A 19,443-nucleotide genomic window follows, 5' to 3' on the forward strand; every position below is an offset into this window, starting at 1 on the left:
GGGTTGCCAGCATCTTGGGTGCCCTACATTTCTTGGTGGCCCGGTCGCCCGGTGTGGCTCAGCCGAACAGGCGCGACCAGAATCCGCCTTTTCCACCCACCTGCTGCCGGGCTCCCTGCATGTGGGCGCGTATGCCGAGCAATTGGGCATCGTCCGGATCGTGGCGCAGGGCGATCTCGACCAGTTCAGGCTGAAGGTGCGAGGCCTTGAGCTGGCCCAGGGCCCTGAGGGCGGTGACCTTGTGCGCATGAACGAAGCTCATGCTGCGAACTTCCCATGGCGCTTGCTGTTGCTGAGACGAAAGCTGCGCATAGCGGCGCTCGGCTTCGGCCACGATGTCGAGGACGTCCTGGTGGTGGCTGGTCTCGTTGAGATAGGCGCATGCGGTCTGCGCGCAGTCCAGATACAGGCCGGTATCAAGCGCGTAGTCCTCCATCAGCAGCAGGGACAGGTCGGTGGCTTGCTTGCGGTTCCCCAGTTGCCGATAGGCATGGCGCAGGTTTTCCAGCAGGGCCCGGAAACAGGTCTGCTGCAGCCCGGCTTCGAGGACGGCGGCCGCCTGCTCGTACTGTTCCTGCGCGTTGTACAGCACGCCCAGGTTGTTGCAGCACATGGCATAGGTGTGGATGTCCAGCGCGGCGGGCGCGGCCTCCTGGCCGTTTGCCGGCGTGCCGGCGCTGGCGAAGCGCTCCAGACAGCGTTCGTAGAGTGTGGTCTGCAGGCGCTCGATTTCCTGCAGGGCCGCTGCATCCGTGTCGGGGCGCTTCCACTTGCCCACGGTCACGCCGGCCGTGTAGTAGTCGGGTGCCGCCGGGCTATCAGCCAACTCGGGATAGGAAAAGATGCTGCGCCAGGGCACGGCATGCTCCATCTCGAAAATGCGGGCTTGCAAGTCCACCTGGGGCTGCAAGGCATGAGACTTGCGGTAGGCGGCCAGCGCGGGCTCGGGTTCGTCCAGCCAATAGTGGGCACTGCCCAAATAGCGGTGTCCATAGGCATTGCCTGGTGACATTGCCAGTGCGCGCTGCGCCCATTCGCCGACCTGGCGCAATGCCATACCGCGGTCCTCGGTGAATTGGTCACTGGAATCGAGATACACCAGGCACAGCATCAGCCATGACCATTCGCTACCCTGGCCTGATTCGGCAGTGGCCTGAATGCTGGCCAAGAGGCTGGCAATCGCTTCATTGTCCAGATGGCTGAAAACCGTGGTGCCAGACCATAGCGCATGCATTCGCGCGTGGTCGCCCTGGCTGAAGGCATGCATTCCTTGGGAAATCAGTCGTTCCATGGTCTGTTGGGAATATTGTGGGAGGCGCCATCGTATCCGCTGTGTTTGACAGGAGGATGTGGCACCACTCAATGGGAGCGATAAGACGCCCGTGCAGACAATGTCTGAACAACAGGTCAAAGCCCCGTCAACTGCGGCAATGCCTTCTCGCAGGCCTTGCGGCACAGGTAGCGCAGGTCCTGTTCACCATCTTCACTGCGCAGGTAGCCGGCGCCGGCGGCGTTGATGTTCCATTCATAGACCTTGCCCGAGCGCAGCAGCCGTCCGCTGAAACTGCAGGGCAGGATGATGGATTCCTCGTGGAAGCTGCCAGCCGAGACTTGCTTTGCCGTCGCGAAATAGCGGGCCACGTCGGTGGCGTCCAGGCTGACTTTCTCGCAGCCCATGGTCTCGCCCGTGCCTACGGAACGGGTGACCGGGCCGATGACGGAAATGGGCGCCGCCTTGGCCGCGTGTTTGTGCGTGGGCGTGGATGTGGATGTAGATGAGGCCTGCAGCGGCGCATGCAGGCACAGCATCACGGCAGCCCAGGCGGCAATGCGCAGGCTGCGAGAGGGATTGTTGAAAAGCTGGCTGGATGGCATGGCTCAGGCTCCCGTGAAGATGTAGCGCAGCAATTGGGCGCCTTCGGTCGCTTCCTTGCGGGCAATGGCGCCGTGGGAGTAGACATCGGACAGCAGCTTGAGCTTGTAGTGGTCCACCAATTGCTGGGTCAGCCATTTGGTCTGGAACAGCTGCGATTGGGTGGGCGCCTCGTAATCCTTGGTCGATGGCAGGAAGCGGCCCACCACCTCGATGCCCACGGAGTCGCTGTTGGCCGGATAACGCAACGGATAGGCCTTTGTGTTCTCGTGCGATGACACATTCTTGGCCCGCTTGCTGAAGCTCAGGCCCTTTTGGTGCAGCAGGGCATTGATGTTCTTGAGTTCCGTGGGATCGCAGGTGCTCTCGTTGACGCAGCGCGGCTGAAGAATTCCCACATGCCAGCAGATGCGCTCAAGGCTGGCCGTCTGGTAGATCTTGCCGTCCTTCTCGATCAGAAAGTGCGCCCCCGTCTTCTGGCCGCTCTTGTAGGCATTGAGCACGCTGGCGGCTGTGGACGAGTCAGTGCGGTGCAGCACGATGGATGTGACGGACAGCAAAGCGCCGTGCTCTATGGACGGATAGGTCTTGACTTCGACGCTTTTGTCTACCATCAATCCTTTTTCGATAGTGGCCAATTATTTCTCCCTCTTTATTCCGACTGGTTGGTTGCGGCTGGCTGGAAAACCGGCACAGCATACAGGTTTATTAGATAGAAATAATTCGAAATGTACGACAGACTTTGTTGATTGAAATATGTTGAAACAATTGACTTGGGTTCATGAAGGATTGATGAATCGCAGAAATGTCCTGCATTCCGTCACGCCCAGCGGCAGCGAAGTGCACCGGCCTGCGCGGTGACCCATGAAAGCGCCGCAATTGGATGCGCCGGCAGCAGACCAATGGCAAGGTCGAGAAGTTCATTCAGTGGATGCTTCGCGAATGAGACTATGGCTGGGCGTACCTGAACTCAGCCGAGTGGACTAATGCCTTTTCTATCTGGCAGCACCTACAACAGGCAGAGATTGCACAGCGACATCGGAGGCGTCGTCCTGATGTCCAGGCTCAAATCTGCAAACAACCTATTGTCGGTTCACGTCTAGTTGTATTAGATAAATTTCGCCTTGCAAGCCGCAGGTGCAGTCCTGGATATGGTGCCGGTACCTGATATCCAGTCTGTCAAGGACGCTTTCGCAGGCCGGGAAGTTGCATCCGGGCCTGAGCTTTTGCAGTCGTCTTGCTAACAGGTTTGAAGAAGACCCATCAGCCAGCGCGCAGAACGTCCGGACAGCAGCCATTGGGCGCCATTAAAGCAGCGATCCTGGGCAGAAGGGGCAGCTTGTCCAGCATCATGGCGGCGAGCAAGAGGCAAGGGCGGCGGCGCCGCGCAGCACGCGGCCTCAGACGGGGGATTTCGCTTCAGGCAGAACATGGACGGGCCTTTATAAGTATTGGCTTTTGCCTGGAACCCGGTGGTCACCAAGAAGGTTCAGAGATTTCAACGGTTTCTATGGCTGGCTCAGATTGTCCTGGTGTTCCCGCAACGCAGTCTTGGGGTGTCGGCTTTCAGTTATTTCCACCAGCCGGCCGCCAGCACTGCTGCCATGGTGCTGGCCATGCCGGCCCATTGCGTGGCCCATGGCCCGACGGTGAAGCGGGTCAGGTCTACCAGCAATATCATGGCCGGATAGATAAAGGAAAGTGCGGCAGGCTGGATCGGGCACGCACCGCATCCGGCACGCGAAGTATCCGTGCCGCCCCTCTGCGTAGAGATCGTGCGTAGAGCCACATTCAGCGGGAGAGCAAGATGAAGAGATGCACGTGGGAGGGCATGGTGAAATGTGCATACGGTACAAGGCGCTTGCCATAACCTCGTCGCCCCGTGAAATCAGTTGTCCTATTGTTGTGCCCGGCGAACTGAGGCAGTGCACCACCATATTTGCGGCAGATGCCCATGTCATTGGCTGGCCTGAAAGTGAGATGTTGTATCTCTTCGTCGATCGCACCGATCGTATTCATAGAGAATCTCTTTCATCAACATGACCTCAACATGACCATCTCCATGAGGGACGTGAGATGCATGGTCGTGCCATTCGCCCTCGATACCCCCACTTCGCCTTTGGTAAGGAAACGATGAGTGAATGGGGCTTGCATTGCATTCGTGCTTGTGGCACCCACAGTCAAGGCTATAGATTGTATTGTGGTGAGTGAGTGCTTATTTTGCATGTTGGATAATTATTGGCTTGCTAACTGTTTGTCCAGGGAAAAAATGGGGGTTTGCAAAAATCTTCATACCGAGTTAGGCTTGTCGCCTCGACGCAGTTGAGAAAAATACGACAGAGCAATGATGCTTGTTCGGTGTCTTAAGTGAGTGTGCCAAATAATTTTTGAAACTCAGTGGGAATGGTATATGGGAAAATATACTGAGCGCATGAAATGAAAGGAGTTGAAAAAATAAAATTAAGTCGGTGTGGTTTTAAAATTATTGTACTTGAGGAGATTTCCGTAATGAAGATTGCATATGTTGGTTGTGCGGTAGTTTTTGCTTCTTTCTTGTCGTCGAATGCATTGGCGGAAGGGTGGATCGGTTCCACGTCCAATACCTATACCGATGGCGCTCACATAGAAGGATGGGCGTGTAATCCGGCAACGCCTGGCGTTTCCGGATGGGTTCACTTCTGGAGCGGTAGTGCAGATAATAAATTCCTAGGTGCTTTGCATGCAAATATCCCACGCGAGCAGGCGGTAGGAAATATATGCGGAGACTCCGGTGTGCACGGTTTCAGTGGAACTCTGGATGTGCCATATGCCGAACGTGATGGGAAAAGGCATAAAATCGTAGCCTACTTCATCAACGAAAATGGACAGCCACCGTTGTTGCTGCAAAACCATGCCTATATGTGGCTGGATGGCGGATATACGTTGCAGACAAGAACTGAGTGTAATGGAGCCAATCCTGCGCCGGGGCATTGGGTCAAGAAAGCTGTTGGCGGAAAGTGCACACTGCACAGTAGTGTAGGCGGTATCACGTGGGCTCTGAACACGACACATGCCTTCATCAGCAATGCGCCCTCGGGTTACCAGCTTGAGGCCTGTGAGCCAGGTCCTGCCGGATGGACGACTCTGAGCACAAACCCCTCATCCTCCAATTGCATGAGGATTGATCCTTATGCGAACATTGTTACCAGCCCCAGCTACATCATCAAGAAAAATTGATGATTGACAGTTTCCGGTTGATCTGGTTTCCTTAAAATCCGTGGTAACTTCAGGATCTTGGGGTAAAGACCTTTGTCTCTGATCCTGCAGTTACTCTATTGCACGAATTTCGCAGGGTGCATGCTATTCCGCACGGTAAATTTGAACTCTCTCGTCTATTTTGAGAATCCGCTATTGGGGTAGTGGATTTCTCTTGACGAGGATGATGGTTTTGGGGTTTTGATGTCGATCATGTTTTTCCGATCAGGCCGAAAACGATTCTGATCCTGCTCCGGAAAACCTGGGCGTTCGCACCAGATTACGTTCGGCTTGTTTGCGCTGGACCGTTAGGACTGGCCCGTGAGCCGGTGCCCCAGCACCGCCACCACAATGCAGCCCATTCCCACCCACTGCGCCGCCGACGGAACAGCGCCAAACCAGGCCAGGTCCACCAGCAAGGCCATGGCGGGGTAGACGAAGGACAGTGCCGCAATGGCGGGCGCCGGCAGCCGCTGGAATGCGGCATACATCACCGTGTACATGAAGGCCGTATGGACCAGTCCCAGGGTCAGCACCATGGAGGCGGCCCGCGCTGACAGCAACTGCGGGCTGGCTGCGGCGATATGGGTGAGCAGCGGCAGGGCCCACAGGCTCAGCACCAGTCCGCCCGCCAGCATCTGCAGCATGGCGATCTGGGCCGAGGGCATGTGGCCCAGGCGGCGCGTGGCGACCGTGGTGCCTGCGTAGAGAGCGGCGGCCAGCAGGGCCAGGGCGACGCCTATCCAGGCGCCTGTTCCAGCATGCGATGCATCCACGCCATCCAGCCCGACCAGGCCGCTGCTCAGTGCCACCCCCAACAGGGCCAGCAGCAGCCAGGGCAGCTTGCGGCGTTCAACGGGCTCGCCCTGCAGCGCCGACAGGGCCAGCAACATGAAGGGCTGCACGTGGTAGACCACGGTGGCCACGGCGATGGAGCTGTAGTGGTAGGCGCTGAAGAGGGCGACCCAGTTGAGCACCAGGGCGATGCCGCCGCCAGCCAGCCACAGCCATTCACGGCCTTGAGGGGCGACCCATTCGCGCCGCCAGGCCAGCCACAGGCCCAGGCCCAGTGCGCCCAGCACGCAGCGGGCGAATACGACCAGCAGCGGCGGCAGTGCGCTTTCCACGACGAGCAGGCCGATGGTGCCCGACAGCGCCATGGCCAGCAGCATGCGCCAGGTGCCGCCCTGGCTGGCTCGGGGCCGTGTGGTTGAGGTTGCAGAGGTGAGGCTGGGGCTGTGGGACATGGTGTCGATTCCTGGGCGCGCTTCGGTATGGAGCGCATGGCCGTATCTTGCGGACCTTGCAATCAATCAACAATCCATGAGTCATTCAAATTAATATTGCCTACCATGCAACAAAGACCGGAGTAGCGCCTTGCCCGATACCGCCATGCCCCTGGATGAAATGCTGGTCTTCGCCCGTGTGGTGGAGCACCAGAGCTTTGCGGGCGCGGCCAGGCAGTTGGGGCTGACGACCTCGGCCGTGAGCCGCAGCGTGGGGCGGCTGGAGGCGCATTTCGGGCTGCGGCTGCTGCAGCGCACCACGCGCTCGCTGTCGCTGACCGAGGCGGGGGCCGAGATCCATCAGGCCTGCCTGCGGCTGGTGGAGGATGCCCAGGCCGTGCAGGCGCTGGCCGGCCAGTTGCGCCAGCAGCCGCGCGGGCTGCTGAAGATCAGCGCGCCGGCCGTGCTGGGCGATCTCTGGCTGTCGCCACTGCTGCCGGGTTTTTGCGCGCGCTGGCCCGAGGTACAGGTGCAGGTGGACATGACGGACCGCATGGTGGACCTGGTGGCCGAGGGGCTGGACCTGGGCCTGCGCATCAGCGTGCCGGGCCAGATCGCGCCGGGGCTGGTGGCGCGGCCGCTCAAGACCATCCGCTATGTGCTGGTGGCCACGCCCGGCTATCTGGCGCAGCATGCGCAGATCACGGAGCCCGGGCAACTGCTGGCGCATCCCTTCATCAGCCTGGGCTACGGCCAGTTCCAGAACGAGGTCGAATTGCGTCCGCAGCGCGCTGGGCATCAGCCGGACGCGCCCGCTACGCGTCTGCTGGTGAATACGCCCATCACCATTGCCAGCAGCCTGGGCATCATCCAGGCGCTGCAGCAGGGGCCAGGCATCGGCGTGGTAGCGGACTTTGCGGCGCAGGCGGCGCTGCAGGCCGGGCAGCTGGCGCCCGTGCTGCCGGGCTGGGCGCTGTGCGGCAAGTACGCGCCGCGCGTGGTGCATGCGGTCTATGCGCCCACGCGCCATGTGCCGCTGAAGCTGCGGGCGCTGATCGACTACCTGGTCGAGGTGGAAGGCGAGGGCGCCGCGGCCTCCACCACCTAACCCATGCGCCTGCGCAGCGCCGCGCTGGCCCAGTCCACGGCCACGGACAGCGCCAGCATGGCGATGATGACGGTGCTGGCCTGGGCATAGTGGAACAGCGACAGCTCGAAGTACAGCAGCTGCCCCAGCCCGCCCGCGCCCACGAAGCCCAGGATGGCGGCCATGCGGATGTTCATCTCCCAGCGGTACAGCGTATAGGCCAGCAACTGCGGCGCGGCGCCGGGCAGCGTCGCGTAGAGGAAGGCCATGGCGCGGCCGCTGCCGGACAGGCGCAGCGCTTGGGTGGGGGCGGCGGGCTGGTTCTGCAGGGCCTCGGCATACAGGCGCCCCAGCACGCCGGCCGTGTGCAGCGCCAGCGCCAGCGCGCCTGCGAACGGGCCCAGGCCCACGGCCAGGGCGGTGATGGTGGCCCAGACCAGCTCGGGCACGGAGCGCAGCACGTTGAGCACCAGGCTCCAGGGAGCGCGCCAGCGCGGCAGCGCCAGCAGCAGGCCCAGCACGGCCGCCAGCAGGGTGCCGACCACGGAAATGGCCAGCGTCTCCCACACGCCCACGGCCACCTTGCGCAGCCATTCGGCGCTGGTGTCGGGCGGGAAGAAGCTGATGACGAATTCCAGCATGGACCGGCCCGCCGCGCCGGTGAACAGCGAGGGCAGGTCCATCTCCAGCATGGCAAAGCTGGCGGCCACGCCCAGCGCCAGGGCGGCGCAGGTGAGGGCGCTGCGCCAGCCCCAGGCGCTGGCGCGTGCGGCGGGTGGCGTGTCCAGCGCGCGGCGCAGGCCGCGCGAGAGCAGGTCGGCACCCCAGACCAGCAGCATGAAGGTCAGCAAGATGGTGGAGGCCTCGCCGCCGTTGAGCATCTTCATGGCCTGGTCCATGAGCTGGCCCAGGCCGCCCGCGCCCACAAAGCCCATGACCACCGAGGCGCGTATGGCGCACTCCCAGCGGTAGACGGTGTACGAGGTCAGTTCGCGCGCGGCCTGGGGCAGCAGGCCGTAGAGCATGGCCAGCGGCCGGCGCGCGCCGGCCTGCGCCAGGGCACGCGCGGGTGCGGGGTCGGCCGATTCCAGGATTTCCGCATAGACCTTGGCCAGCATGCCGCCATAGGTCAGGCCCAGGGCCAGCACGCCAGCGGCCGGCCCCAGGCCGAAGACGCGCACGAAGACCAGGGCCCAGACCAGCTCGGGCACGCCGCGCAGGATGGTGAGCAGGCCGCGCGTGACGGGGTTGAGCGCCCGCCGCTCGCGCGCGGCGCCCGTGACCAGGTAGGCCAGCGGCACGGCCAGCACAAAGGCCAGGGCCATGCCGGCCGTGGCAATGGCCAGGGTCTCCAGCGTGGCGCGGCCCAGGTAGCCCAGGAAGTCGCGCCCGGTCTCGGGCGGCAGAAACGTGGCCAGAAAGCGGCCGATGACCTGCAGGTTGCCGGGATCGAACAGCGCGCCCAGGCTGAAGCCCGCGCCCTGGAACAGCGGCCACAGCACGACGGCGGCCAGCACCAGGGCGCCGAGGCGGCGGGGCGCGGCGGGATCACGCAGCGCGTGCAGATCGGAACTCAACGGCATGCGGATGCGGACAGCGGTGCGGCAAAGGCGGCGGGCGCGGGTGTCCACGCAGGGCGGGAGGGATCATCGCCAGCATGCTCGGACCCATACAGCGCACGCAGATGTTCCTGCGTGACTTCTGCCGCCGGCAGGTCGAAGGCGATGGCGCCATCGCGGATGCCCACGATGCGCGCAAAGCAGGCCAGCGCCAGGTCCACGGCATGCAGGCTGGCGACCAAGGTGGCGCCGCGCGCGGCGGCTTCGTGCACCAGCAGTTGCACGGTGGACAGGGCCAGGGCCGGGTCCAGCGCGGCCACGGGCTCGTCGGCCAGGATCAGCTCGGCCTGCTGGTAGAGCACGCGGGCAATGCCCACGCGCTGCAGTTGCCCGCCCGAGAGCTGGTCGCAGCGCGCGAACAGCTTGTCTGCCAGCTGCACGCGGGCCAGGGCCTCGCGCGCGCCAGCGGTGTCCTGTGGGTACAGCAGCGAGGCCAGCGCCTTCCACGCCGGCCACCGGCCCAGGCGCCCGGCCAGCACGGCCGTGACCACGCGCTGGCGCGGCGGTACGGGCGGCGCCTGGTGCACCGTGCCGATGCGCGCGCGCAGCAGCCGGGGAGCCCCCGCGCTGGACGCAGGCACCTCGTCGCCCAGCACGCTGCGCCGGCCCTGGCTGGGCGCCAGCGCCGTGCCGATGACGGACAGCAGCGTGGTCTTGCCCGCGCCCGAGGGGCCGATCAGCGCAATGGCTTCGCCCTGGCGTGCGGCCAGCGTCACGCCGCGCAGCGCAATGCCGCCGCCGGCGTGGGTCAGGCCCACGCCTTGCAGTTCAAAGCTCATGGATTGCGCCTGCCGCGGCTTACTTGAGCAGGCCGGCCGACTTGGCGGCGGCCTCGATGCCTTCGTAGTTCGAGGCCTGGGTGGGAATGAAGCGCGCGGCACGCTGCAGCTCCAGGATGGCCTTGTGCTCTGGCTTGGCCGGGTCCAGCGCCAGGAAGGCGTCGGTCAGCTTCTTGACCAGGGCCGGGTCCAGGTCGCCGCGCACGGTCCAGTTGTAGTCGAAGTAGGGCGGCGTGGTGGCGAACACGCGCACCTTGCTGGTATCGACCTTCTTGCTCTCCACCAGCTTGTCCCAGACCGATGCGTTGAGCACGCCGGCCTCGGCCTTGCCTGCGGCCACGAAGGCCACGGTGGCGTCATGCGCGCCGGAGAAGGCCACGGTCTTGAAGTCCTTCTCGGGGTTGATGCCGTCCTGCTGCAGGAAAAAGCGCGGCATCAGGCTGCCCGAGGTGGACGAGGGCGCGCCAAAGGCAAAGCTCTTGCCCTTGAGGTCGGCCAGGGTCTTGATGGCGGGGTTGGCCGTGATGAACTTGGAGGTGAACCTGGCGTCTTCCTCGCGCTGCACGATGGGGATGGCCGTGCCGTTGGTGCGGATCTTGGCCTGCACGAAGGTGAAGCCGCCCAGCCAGGCCAGGTCCAGCTTGCGTGTGGCCAGCGACTCGACCACGGCGGCGTAGTCGGTCACGGGCGTGAACACCACCTTCATGCCGGTCTGTGCCGAGAGGTACTTGCCCAGCGGCTCGAACTTGCGCTGCAGCTCGGTGGGAGCTTCATCCGGGATGGCCGAGACGCGCAGCACGGCGGGTTCGGCGGCCAGCGCAGGCAGGCTGGACAGGGTGGAGGCGGCCAGCACGCAGGCAGCCGCCTGGCGCAGCGCCGAGCGGCGCGCAGGAATGTGGTTCATGGATGGGCTCCGTTCAATCAGCCACCGCCGTCCGGATACACGGCGGTTTAATAAGGCGCCCGGGGCTGACCCGGGCGCCGAAGGTACAAGGGCGGTACACCGACCGCTGAGGCTGCATTGTAGGGAGCGGGCTTTTCCGTTGGGGACGTCAGGCATGAGCGCCGGACCTGCGGGCACAGCGCTGCCGCCGATCTTTCTCCCGCGTGCGCTGCGTTTGTGCACCGCCTGGGGCCTTGCCTGGCGGGGACTTGAACATGCGTTGCACCAAAACATCCATGATTGGTCTGACCAATAAACATTGTGGTGCATTATCTGCACTTTTTTAGGTGTTTACCCTGTTCATCTGCTCACTTGAAAGCTCTGAGAATCCCACCACTTCGCGCAATGGTCTGAATTTTGGTTTAATTGGTTGGACCAATTTGCCAATGGCCCACAAGGCGCCAGCGCGGGGAACACTCCCGGTCATCGTTGCGGCCAGCCAGCAGACATCCTGTGCGGATCGCACCGCATGCCAACGCTGCAACGAGAGGGAGTGGCCGACAAGGGGCGCTTACCGCGCCCTCCCCATCATCTAGAGACACGGTCATGCAAACCATCTGGCAGCAGAACTACGATCCCGCCGGGAACATCTGGATCTCGGCGCTGATCGCGCTGATTCCCATCATCTTTTTCTTCCTGGCGCTTACCAGGTTCCGTCTCAAGGGCTACCAGGCCGGCACCGTCACCGTGGCGCTGGCGCTGGGCGTGGCGCTGCTGTTCTACAAGATGCCCGTGAGCGCGGCACTGGCCTCGGCCGTGTACGGCTTCTTCTACGGCCTGTGGCCCATCGCCTGGATCATCGTGGCGGCCGTGTTCCTCTACAAGATCTCGGTCAAGACGGGGCAGTTCGACGTGATCCGCTCGTCCATCCTGTCGGTCACGCCCGACCAGCGGCTGCAGCTCATCCTGGTGGGCTTTTGCTTCGGCGCCTTCCTGGAGGGCGCGGCCGGCTTCGGCGCGCCCGTGGCCATCACGGCCGCGCTGCTGGTGGGCCTGGGCTTCAAGCCGCTGTATGCGGCGGGCCTGTGCCTGATCGCCAACACGGCGCCCGTGGCCTTCGGCGCCATGGGCATTCCCATCATCGTGGCGGGGCAGGTCTCGGGCGTGGACGCCTTCGCCATCGGCCAGATGGCCGGCCGCCAGCTGCCCTTCATGACCGTGCTCGTGCTGTTCTGGCTGATGGCCATCATGGACGGCTGGCGCGGCGTCAAGGAAACCTGGCCTGCCGTGCTGGTGGGCGGCGGCTCGTTTGCCCTGGTGCAGTTCCTCACGGCCAACTACATCGGCCCGGAGCTGCCGGACATCACTTCGGCCATCGTCTCGCTGGTGGCGCTGACGCTGTTCCTCAAGGTCTGGCAGCCCAAGCGCATCTTCCGTTTCGACACGGAAGGCGAGGGCGGCAAGGCTGCTGCCATTGCGAAGACAGCCACGGCGGTCAAGGCTCCCGCCGCCGCTTCCGGTGCACCGCTGACGGCCGGCGCCGTCATCAAGGCCTGGTCGCCCTTCATCATCCTCACGGCCATGGTGACGATCTGGAGCATCAAGCCCTTCAAGGCGCTGTTCGCCGCAGGCGGCCCGCTGGCCTCCACCGTCATCAACATCCCCGTGCCCTTCCTGCACAACCTGGTGGAGAAGACGCCCCCCGTCGTGGCCGCCGCTGCGCCCTACGGCGCGGTCTACACCTTCAACTGGCTGCTGGCCACCGGCACGGCCATCCTGATCGCGGCGCTGATCACCATCACCTTCACGCGCCTGTCGCCGGCCAAGGCCGTGGCCACGCTGGGCGAGACCTTCAGGGAACTGGCCGTGCCGATCTACTCCATCGGCATGGTGCTGGCCTTCGCCTTCGTGGCCAACTACTCGGGCCTGTCGGCCACGCTGGCCCTGGCGCTGGCACACACGGGCCAGGCGTTCACGTTCTTCTCGCCCTTCCTGGGCTGGATCGGCGTGTTCCTCACGGGCTCGGACACTTCGGCCAACGCGCTGTTCGCCGCGCTGCAGGCCACCACGGCGCAGCAGCTGGGCCTGCCCCAGGTGCTCACGGTGGCGGCCAACACCACGGGCGGCGTGACGGGCAAGATGATCTCGCCCCAGTCCATCGCCATTGCCTGCGCAGCCGTGGGCCTGGCAGGGCGTGAGTCGGACCTGTTCCGCTTCACGGTCAAGCACAGCCTGATGTTCGCCGTGATCATCGGGGTGATCACGACGCTGCAAGCCTATGTGTTTACGTGGATGATTCCGGGGTATTGACATGAAACACCCCCTGAGTCGCTGCGCGCCTTCCCCCTCTCTACCCGCTTCGCGGGGGAGGGGGACGACACCCTCGCGGCGGGGCGGCCCTTGCTCGGTGTCCCTGGCTTGGGCAGTGCGGGTTTCATGCGATGAGGCTGGCGCATAGCGCCGTGAATCACTGAAAACCAATTCTGAGAATCCCCATGCGCGTTGCCGATCAAGTTGTCGAGAAATTGCTTGCCCTGGTGCAGGCCAGCGGAGTGCAGCCCGGACAGCGGCTGCCCGCGGAGCGGCAACTGGCGGCCGAGCTGGGCGTCTCGCGCACCTCGGTGCGCGAGGCGATACAGAAACTCACCAGCCAGGGCGTGCTGGTGGCGCGGCGCGGCGATGGCACCTACCTGCAGGAGCCGGCGCCGGCTGCCGAGCCTGCGGACTGGCTCAAGGACGCCATGCGGCCGCTGGCCGGCCTGATGGAGTCCGACTCCCACTACCGCTACGACGTGCTGGAAACCCGCCACGCGCTGGAGACCAGCACGGCCTGGCTGGCCGCCCAGCGCGCCACGCCGCAGGACAAGGACCATATCCAGCGCTGCTTCGAGGTGATGATCCAGCACCAGCAAAGCGGCCACGCCGAGCTGGCGGCGCGCGCCGACGCGCAGTTCCACCTGGCCATTGCCGAGGCTTCGCACAATCTGGTGCTGGTGCAGGTCATGCACAGCCTGTTCACCGTGGTGCTGTCCACGGTGGAACGCAACCGCCACGACATGTTCCGCCTGAGCGCGCCCCAGACCCTGCAGGAGCTGACCGTGCAGCACCAGAGCCTCATGCAGTCCATCCTGGACGGCGACCCGCAGCGCGCCCGCGAATGCATCGGCGAGCACCTGGAGCATGTGCGCACCACCATCCAGCGCCTGGACGAGGACCGCGCGCGGCGCGAGCGCTCCATGCGGCTGCCGCTGGACGCCGCGCCTGCGCTGCTGCCCACTTCAGACCTGATACGAAAGACATGAGACACCCATCATGATCATCTCCTCTACCTCCGACTACCGTGCGGCGGCGCAAAAGCGCCTGCCGCCTTTCCTGTTCCATTACATCGACGGCGGCGCCTATGCCGAGCAGACGCTGCGCCGCAATGTCGAGGACATGGCCGCCGTGGCGCTGCGCCAGCGCGTGCTCAAGGACATGAGCCGGCTGGACACCAGCATCGAGCTGTTCGGCGAGAAACTGTCCATCCCCGTGGCGCTGTCGCCCGTGGGCCTGACGGGCATGTACCGCCGCCGCGGCGAAGTGCAGGCCGCGCGCGCGGCCGACGCCCATGGCATTCCGTTCACCATGTCCACGGTCTCGGTCTGCCCCATCGAAGAGGTGGCGCCCAAGATCAAGCGCCCCATGTGGTTCCAGCTCTATGTGCTCAAGGACCGGGGCTTCATGCAGAACGCGCTGGAGCGTGCCCAGGCGGCCGGCTGCTCCACCCTGGTCTTCACCGTGGACATGCCCGTGCCCGGCGCGCGCTACCGCGATGCGCATTCGGGCATGAGCGGCCCGAATGCCGCCATGCGCCGCTACTGGCAGTCGGTCACGCATCCGGCCTGGTCCATGGACGTGGGCCTGCTGGGCCGCCCGCATGACCTGGGCAACATCTCGGCCTACCGGGGCAGCCCCACGGGCCTGGCCGACTACATCGGCTGGCTGGGCGCCAACTTCGATCCCTCCATTTCCTGGAAGGACCTCGAATGGATACGCGCCTTCTGGAAGGGCCCCATGGTCATCAAGGGCATCCTGGACCCCGAGGACGCCAAGGACGCCGTGCGCTTTGGCGCCGACGGCATCATCGTCTCCAACCATGGCGGCCGCCAGCTCGACGGCGTGCTGTCCTCGGCCCGCGCGCTGCCGGCCATTGCCGATGCGGTCAAGGGCCAGATCAAGATCCTGGCCGACTCCGGCATCCGCAACGGCCTGGACGTGGTGCGCGCCATCGCCCTGGGCGCCGACTGCGCCATGATCGGCCGCGCTTTCATCTACGCGCTGGCCGCTGCCGGCGAGGCCGGCGTCAAGCACCTGCTGGAGCTGCTGGAAAAGGAGATGCGCGTGGCCATGACGCTGACCAGCGTCAGCAAGGTGGCAGACATCACCGGTGACCTGCTGGTGCGCGAAGCATGAGCGCGCCGTCCATCTCCGCCATGCCCCAGGTGTCCCGCGAAACCCTGCTGCAGCAGCTGCGCCAGGCCGTGGGCGCGGCCCATGTGCTCACCGACGACCAGGCCACGCGCCGCTTCCGCAAAGGCCACCGCACGGGCGAGGGCCCGGTGCTGGCCGTGGTGCGGCCCGCGACGCTGCTGGAGCAGTGGAAGGTGGTGCAGGCCGCCGTGGCGGCCGGGCGCATCGTCATCATGCAGGCCGCCAACACGGGCCTGACGGGCGGCTCCACGCCCGACGGCGCGGACTACGACCGCGAGATCGTGCTCATCAACACCTTGCGCATCACCGGCGTGCAGGTCATTGGCGGCGGCGCCCAGGTGGTGTGCCTGCCCGGCGCCACGCTGGACCGGCTGGAGCAGGCGCTGGCGCCGCTGGGGCGCGAGCCGCATTCGGTGATCGGCTCGTCGTGCATCGGCGCCTCGGTGCTGGGCGGCATCTGCAACAACTCGGGCGGCGCCCTGGTGCGGCGCGGCCCGGCCTACACCGAGCTGGCGCTGTACGCGCGCGTCTGCGACGACGGCTCGCTGGAACTCGTCAACCACCTGGGCATCGCCCTGGGCCGCACGCCCGAGGAAATCCTCACGCGGCTGCAAAACGGCGACTACACCGAGTCCGACATCGCTCACGATGCGCAGCGCGCCGCCTCCGACCCGCGCTATGCCGATGCCGTGCGCGCCGTGGACGAGGACACGCCCGCGCGCTTCAACGCCGACCCCTCGCGCCTGTTCGAGGCCTCGGGCTCGGCCGGCAAGCTGTGCCTGTTCGCCGTGCGGCTGGACACCTTCCCCAAGGAGCCCAGCACCGTCTTCTATATAGGCAGCAATGCGCCCGACGACCTCACGGCCGTGCGCCGCGAGCTGCTGACCGCGCTGCCGCGCCTGCCGATTGCCGGCGAGTACATCCACCGCACGGCCTACGACATCGGCGAGAAATACGGCAAGGACACCTTCCTGCTGATCGACCGCTTCGGCACGGCCAGGGTGCCGGCCGCCTTCGCCCTCAAGAGCCGCATGGACGGCTTCTTCGAGCGTTTCGGGCTGCGCGGCGTCACCGACCGCGTGATTCAGGCGCTGACCAACCTGCTGCCCAGCCACCTGCCCGCGCGCATGCGCCAGTGGCGCGACCGCTATGAGCACCACCTGCTGGTGCGCGTGTCCAACGACACGGCCGAGGCCACGCGTGAATTCCTCACGCGGCACTTCAGCGGCAGCACCACGGGCGGCTGGTTCGAGTGCGATGCCGACGAGGGGCGCAAGGCCTTCCTGCACCGCTTCGCCATCGCGGGCGCGGCCATCCGCTACCGCGAGGTGCACCGCGCCCAGGTCGAGGACATCGTGGCCCTGGACGTGGCCCTGCGCCGCAACGACCGCGAATGGGTGGAGCAGCTGCCCGCCGAGGTCGAGCGCGACATGGTCCACAAGCTCTACTACGGCCACTTCTTCTGCCATGTCTTCCACCAGGACTACATCGTCAAGAAGGGCGTGGACCCGCTGGCCATGGAGCACCGCATGTGGGAACTGCTGGACGCGCGCCGCGCCGAGTACCCGGCCGAGCACAACGTGGGCCACTTGTACGTGGCCAAGCCCGCGCTGGCAGGCTTCTACCGTGAGCTGGACCCCACCAACACCTTCAACCCCGGAATAGGCCACACCTCGCGCAAGCTGGGCTGGGAGGAGTGTTGCGACCGGCCGGGGGGATGGCCCAAGGGGTATTCGGAAACGCCGTAGAGCAGGAGCAGGCGGGCCCGGGGGCAGCCCGCCGCACCCCCTCACAGATTGATGAACACCGACTTGGTCTCCAGATAGGCATCCAGCGCGGTGCGGCCCATGTCGCGGCCCATGCCGGACTGCTTGTAGCCGCCGAAGGGCATGCCCGGGTCCAGGGTGCTGTGGCAGTTGACCCAGACCGTGCCGGACTGGATCTTGGGGATCAGCCGGTGGACCTTGGACAGGTTGTTGGACCAGATGCTGGCGCCCAGGCCGTAGGGCGTGTCGTTGGCCCAGGCGGCGACTTCGTCGAGGTCGTCATAGGGCATGGCCACGAGCACGGGGCCGAAGATTTCCTCGCGTGCCACGCGGTGGTCGTGCTGCACGCCGGTCATCACCGTGGGCTGCACGAAGTAGCCGCGCTGGCCTGCGCGGGCGCCGCCCGTCACCACCTCGGCGCCCTGGCTGCGGCCTATGTCGATGTAGCTGCAGACACGCTCCATCTGCTCCTGCGAGACCAGCGGGCCCATCTGTGCGCGGGGGTCCAGGCCATGGCCCAGGGTGAGCCGGGCGGCCTGGTCGGCCACGTCGGCCACCACGCGGTCGAACATGCTCTTGTGCACGTACAGGCGCGAGCCCGCGCAGCAGACCTGGCCGTGGTTGAAGAAGATGGCATTGGCCGCACCCGCCGCAGCCGTGGCGGGGTCGCAGTCGTCGAGCACGATGACGGGGGACTTGCCGCCCAGCTCCAGCGTGATGCGCGTCATGTTGTCCATGCAGGCATGGCCGATGAGCTTGCCCACCTCGGTAGAGCCCGTGAAACTGACCTTGTTGACCAGCGGGTGCGAGACCAGGGGCGCACCCGTGCCGGGGCCGTCGCCCGTGACCACGTTGAACACGCCGGGCGGAAAGCCCGCTTCCTGGATCAGCTCGGCCAGCATCAGCGCGGTCAGCGGCGTCTGCTCGGCGGGCTTGAGCACCAGGGTGCAGCCTGCGGCCAGCGCTGGCGCCAGCTTCCAGCTGGCCATGAGCAGGGGGAAGTTCCAGGGCACGACGGCGGCGACCACGCCCACGGGCTCGCGCCGGGTGTAGGTGAACATCTGGGCCTCGGGCGCGAAGGGCACGGAGTGCTCGTGCGTCATGCCCTCGATCTTGGTGGCCCAGCCGGCCATGTAGCGGATGGAGTCTATGGCCATGGCGATGTCCACGGCGCGCGCAATGGCGGCGGACTTGCCGTTGTCCAGCGATTCGACCTCGGCCAGGGCCTGGGTATGGGTCTCCATGAGGTCGGCCAGGCGCAGCATCAGGCGCTCGCGCTCCACGGGGCGCATGCGGCCCCAGGGGCCCAGGTGCAGCGCGCGGTGCGCGGCGCGCACGGCCAGGTCCACGTCCGCCGGGCCGGCGCTGGCGACTTCGGCGATCACGGCTTCGGTGGCCGGGTTGACGGTGGACAGGCGCTGGCCGGTCTGGGCCGCCACCCATTGGCCGTCGATGAAGAGGTCATGCGTGCCCCGGTTGAGGAAGGCGCTGGCGCGCTCGGTGATCTGGTGCTGGATGTCGCTGAGGTTCATGGTGTGCTCCTTGGGGGTGAACGGGAGAAAGGGGGGTGTGGGATCAGAAAACCTGCAGCAGGCGCAGGTTGATGCGGGCGTTCTCCTTGAAGCCCTGGCGCACATGCAGATCGCGGCCCACGGTGGCCAGCAGCTGCGTCTTGGGCGCGACAAAGACCGCGCCGCCGAATGAGACCTTGGTGGTGGATTGGCGGTCGCCTTGCGACACGCCGTTGACCTGGGTTTCGCCGCCCGTCAGGTGCGACAGGCCCAGGCGCAGGTCCGATGTGTCCGACAGGTGGTAGCGCAGCAGGCCCTGGAACTGGAACTGCGCCTTTTGCTTGAGCGTGGCACTGTGGGCGCCGAAGTCGTCGTTCTTGCCGAAGACGGTGACATCGGCCGCCAGGTCCATGGTCACGCGCTTGCCCAGCGGCTTGATCCAGCCGGCCTGCAGGGCGGCCTTCCAGCGGTTCTCGCCCAGGCTCAGCGGATCGTTGCGGCTGTACTGGCCCGTGGGCAGCCAGACAAAGGGGGTGATGCCGAAGTGCTCCTTGTCGCCGGGCTTGGTCAGCCACAGGGTGGCGGCCAGCATCAGGTCGCCCACGCCGGTGTTGCTGCCCATGGCCGCGATATCGCGCGATGCCGACAGGCGCCCGAAGGGCAGCAGGAACTGCGGGTCGATCACGTAGTCGCCCAGCTTCATGAAGTGCACGCCGCGCGCTATGCCGATGTCCGAGGTCAGCCTCGGCCGTATGGGCGCCTGGTCGCCATTGGCATAGAGGCTGTCCCGCGTGGCGTGCTGGTAATAGACCATGCCCAGCGTGGTGCCGGGCGGCAGGGCGGTGTAGTCGCCCGCGTCGATATCGACGGCGTGGGCATTGAAGGTGGCGCATGCGGCCATGGCTGCCAGGGCCAGGGATGCGCGGGTGAAGGGCTTGGATGGCATGGCGAAGAGTCCGGTCCGGTGTTTTCAGGCAAAGCCCTGCCCAGGCCTG

Annotated in this window: 16 protein-coding genes; 6 read left to right on the plus strand and 10 right to left on the minus strand. The window is 65.3% G+C overall.

Features of this window, described 5'->3' with window-relative positions; all coding sequences use genetic code 11:
- Nucleotides 1-58: 58 nt before the first annotated feature.
- From ACF8O7_RS20215 to ACF8O7_RS20230, 4 genes are all read right to left on the minus strand, one after another.
- Complete coding sequence (locus ACF8O7_RS20215; protein WP_392444105.1) at nucleotides 59-1,363, minus strand: hypothetical protein; 1,305 nt, start codon at nucleotides 1,361-1,363, stop codon at nucleotides 59-61.
- Between the two features lie 44 nt (nucleotides 1,364-1,407).
- Nucleotides 1,408-1,875, minus strand: coding sequence for a hypothetical protein (locus tag ACF8O7_RS20220; RefSeq protein WP_016452892.1), 468 nt, complete (start codon nucleotides 1,873-1,875; stop codon nucleotides 1,408-1,410).
- 3 nt (nucleotides 1,876-1,878) lie between these two features.
- Complete coding sequence (locus tag ACF8O7_RS20225) at nucleotides 1,879-2,487, minus strand: peptidoglycan recognition family protein (RefSeq protein WP_016446773.1); 609 nt, start codon at nucleotides 2,485-2,487, stop codon at nucleotides 1,879-1,881.
- Nucleotides 2,488-3,664: 1,177 nt separating this feature from the next.
- Entirely contained in the window at nucleotides 3,665-3,892 is a 228-nt protein-coding gene (locus ACF8O7_RS20230; RefSeq protein ID WP_126312190.1) for a hypothetical protein, read from the minus strand.
- A 417-nt stretch (nucleotides 3,893-4,309) separates the two neighbouring features.
- Here ACF8O7_RS20230 and ACF8O7_RS20235 point away from each other — a divergent pair, with 417 nt between their 5' ends.
- The gene (locus ACF8O7_RS20235; protein ID WP_227468592.1) at nucleotides 4,310-5,089 is read left to right on the plus strand and encodes a hypothetical protein; all 780 of its coding nucleotides are present in this window, start codon (nucleotides 4,310-4,312) and stop codon (nucleotides 5,087-5,089) included.
- 326 nt (nucleotides 5,090-5,415) lie between these two features.
- Here the strand turns inward: ACF8O7_RS20235 and ACF8O7_RS20240 are convergent, their stop codons facing one another.
- Nucleotides 5,416-6,354 (minus strand): DMT family transporter, encoded by a 939-nt coding sequence (locus tag ACF8O7_RS20240; RefSeq protein WP_016446775.1) that lies wholly within the window; start codon nucleotides 6,352-6,354, stop codon nucleotides 5,416-5,418.
- Between the two features lie 145 nt (nucleotides 6,355-6,499).
- Between ACF8O7_RS20240 and ACF8O7_RS20245 the strand changes: the two genes are divergently transcribed.
- Nucleotides 6,500-7,441: a LysR family transcriptional regulator gene (locus ACF8O7_RS20245; RefSeq protein WP_016446776.1), complete on the plus strand. Its 942-nt coding sequence runs from the start codon at nucleotides 6,500-6,502 to the stop codon at nucleotides 7,439-7,441.
- Here ACF8O7_RS20245 and ACF8O7_RS20250 read toward each other — a convergent pair.
- The 3 genes from ACF8O7_RS20250 to ACF8O7_RS20260 are packed head-to-tail and all read right to left on the minus strand — an operon-like array spanning nucleotide 7,438 to nucleotide 10,722.
- Complete coding sequence (locus ACF8O7_RS20250; RefSeq protein ID WP_016446777.1) at nucleotides 7,438-9,003, minus strand: ABC transporter permease; 1,566 nt, start codon at nucleotides 9,001-9,003, stop codon at nucleotides 7,438-7,440. The two genes, ACF8O7_RS20245 and ACF8O7_RS20250, sit on opposite strands and share 4 nt — an antisense overlap.
- Nucleotides 8,994-9,818 carry a phosphonate ABC transporter ATP-binding protein gene (locus tag ACF8O7_RS20255; protein ID WP_016446778.1) on the minus strand — a complete coding sequence of 275 codons (825 nt, stop codon included), beginning with the start codon at nucleotides 9,816-9,818 and terminating at the stop codon, nucleotides 8,994-8,996. Before ACF8O7_RS20255 ends, ACF8O7_RS20250 begins: the two co-directional genes overlap by 10 nt.
- Nucleotides 9,819-9,837: 19 nt before the next feature.
- Complete coding sequence (locus tag ACF8O7_RS20260) at nucleotides 9,838-10,722, minus strand: putative selenate ABC transporter substrate-binding protein (protein ID WP_016446779.1); 885 nt, start codon at nucleotides 10,720-10,722, stop codon at nucleotides 9,838-9,840.
- A gap of 585 nt (nucleotides 10,723-11,307) precedes the next feature.
- Here ACF8O7_RS20260 and lldP point away from each other — a divergent pair.
- The 4 genes from lldP to dld all read left to right on the plus strand — a co-directional run bounded on the left by lldP (nucleotide 11,308) and on the right by dld (nucleotide 16,919).
- A complete protein-coding gene (lldP, locus tag ACF8O7_RS20265) occupies nucleotides 11,308-13,011 on the plus strand; it encodes an L-lactate permease (RefSeq protein ID WP_016446780.1) in 1,704 nt (567 codons plus the stop codon).
- Nucleotides 13,012-13,196: 185 nt separating this feature from the next.
- The gene (lldR, locus tag ACF8O7_RS20270; RefSeq protein ID WP_126312187.1) at nucleotides 13,197-14,003 is read left to right on the plus strand and encodes a transcriptional regulator LldR; all 807 of its coding nucleotides are present in this window, start codon (nucleotides 13,197-13,199) and stop codon (nucleotides 14,001-14,003) included.
- A 10-nt stretch (nucleotides 14,004-14,013) separates the two neighbouring features.
- On the plus strand, nucleotides 14,014-15,153 hold the full coding sequence (gene lldD, locus ACF8O7_RS20275) for an FMN-dependent L-lactate dehydrogenase LldD (RefSeq protein ID WP_016452885.1): 1,140 nt from the start codon (nucleotides 14,014-14,016) through the stop codon (nucleotides 15,151-15,153).
- Entirely contained in the window at nucleotides 15,150-16,919 is a 1,770-nt protein-coding gene (gene dld / locus ACF8O7_RS20280; protein WP_193615979.1) for a D-lactate dehydrogenase, read from the plus strand. The genes lldD and dld overlap by 4 nt, the downstream gene beginning before the upstream one ends.
- Before the next feature lie 41 nt (nucleotides 16,920-16,960).
- Here the strand turns inward: dld and ACF8O7_RS20285 are convergent, their stop codons facing one another.
- The gene (locus tag ACF8O7_RS20285; RefSeq protein ID WP_392444109.1) at nucleotides 16,961-18,469 is read right to left on the minus strand and encodes an aldehyde dehydrogenase family protein; all 1,509 of its coding nucleotides are present in this window, start codon (nucleotides 18,467-18,469) and stop codon (nucleotides 16,961-16,963) included.
- A gap of 43 nt (nucleotides 18,470-18,512) precedes the next feature.
- Complete coding sequence (locus ACF8O7_RS20290) at nucleotides 18,513-19,394, minus strand: transporter (RefSeq protein WP_151019967.1); 882 nt, start codon at nucleotides 19,392-19,394, stop codon at nucleotides 18,513-18,515.
- Nucleotides 19,395-19,443 lie beyond the last annotated feature (49 nt).

It is taken from the genome of Delftia sp. WSY_16, assembly GCF_043104415.1.
GTDB lineage: Bacteria > Pseudomonadota > Gammaproteobacteria > Burkholderiales > Burkholderiaceae_C > Comamonas > Comamonas tsuruhatensis.

Excerpts from the sequence above, each read along its gene's own strand:
- lldP (WP_016446780.1), top strand. The coding sequence starts at position 11,308 with ATGCAAACCATCTGGCAGCAGAACTACGATCCCGCCGGGAACATCTGG.
- ACF8O7_RS20230 (WP_126312190.1), bottom strand. The coding sequence starts at position 3,892 with ATGAATACGATCGGTGCGATCGACGAAGAGATACAACATCTCACTTTC.
- ACF8O7_RS20240 (WP_016446775.1), bottom strand. The coding sequence starts at position 6,354 with ATGTCCCACAGCCCCAGCCTCACCTCTGCAACCTCAACCACACGGCCC.
- ACF8O7_RS20245 (WP_016446776.1), top strand. The coding sequence starts at position 6,500 with ATGCCCCTGGATGAAATGCTGGTCTTCGCCCGTGTGGTGGAGCACCAG.
- ACF8O7_RS20285 (WP_392444109.1), bottom strand. The coding sequence starts at position 18,469 with ATGAACCTCAGCGACATCCAGCACCAGATCACCGAGCGCGCCAGCGCC.
- ACF8O7_RS20255 (WP_016446778.1), bottom strand. The coding sequence starts at position 9,818 with ATGAGCTTTGAACTGCAAGGCGTGGGCCTGACCCACGCCGGCGGCGGC.
- ACF8O7_RS20260 (WP_016446779.1), bottom strand. The coding sequence starts at position 10,722 with ATGAACCACATTCCTGCGCGCCGCTCGGCGCTGCGCCAGGCGGCTGCC.
- ACF8O7_RS20290 (WP_151019967.1), bottom strand. The coding sequence starts at position 19,394 with ATGCCATCCAAGCCCTTCACCCGCGCATCCCTGGCCCTGGCAGCCATG.
- lldD (WP_016452885.1), top strand. The coding sequence starts at position 14,014 with ATGATCATCTCCTCTACCTCCGACTACCGTGCGGCGGCGCAAAAGCGC.
- ACF8O7_RS20220 (WP_016452892.1), bottom strand. The coding sequence starts at position 1,875 with ATGCCATCCAGCCAGCTTTTCAACAATCCCTCTCGCAGCCTGCGCATT.
- ACF8O7_RS20225 (WP_016446773.1), bottom strand. The coding sequence starts at position 2,487 with ATGGTAGACAAAAGCGTCGAAGTCAAGACCTATCCGTCCATAGAGCAC.
- lldR (WP_126312187.1), top strand. The coding sequence starts at position 13,197 with ATGCGCGTTGCCGATCAAGTTGTCGAGAAATTGCTTGCCCTGGTGCAG.
- ACF8O7_RS20250 (WP_016446777.1), bottom strand. The coding sequence starts at position 9,003 with ATGCCGTTGAGTTCCGATCTGCACGCGCTGCGTGATCCCGCCGCGCCC.
- ACF8O7_RS20235 (WP_227468592.1), top strand. The coding sequence starts at position 4,310 with ATGAAAGGAGTTGAAAAAATAAAATTAAGTCGGTGTGGTTTTAAAATT.
- dld (WP_193615979.1), top strand. The coding sequence starts at position 15,150 with ATGAGCGCGCCGTCCATCTCCGCCATGCCCCAGGTGTCCCGCGAAACC.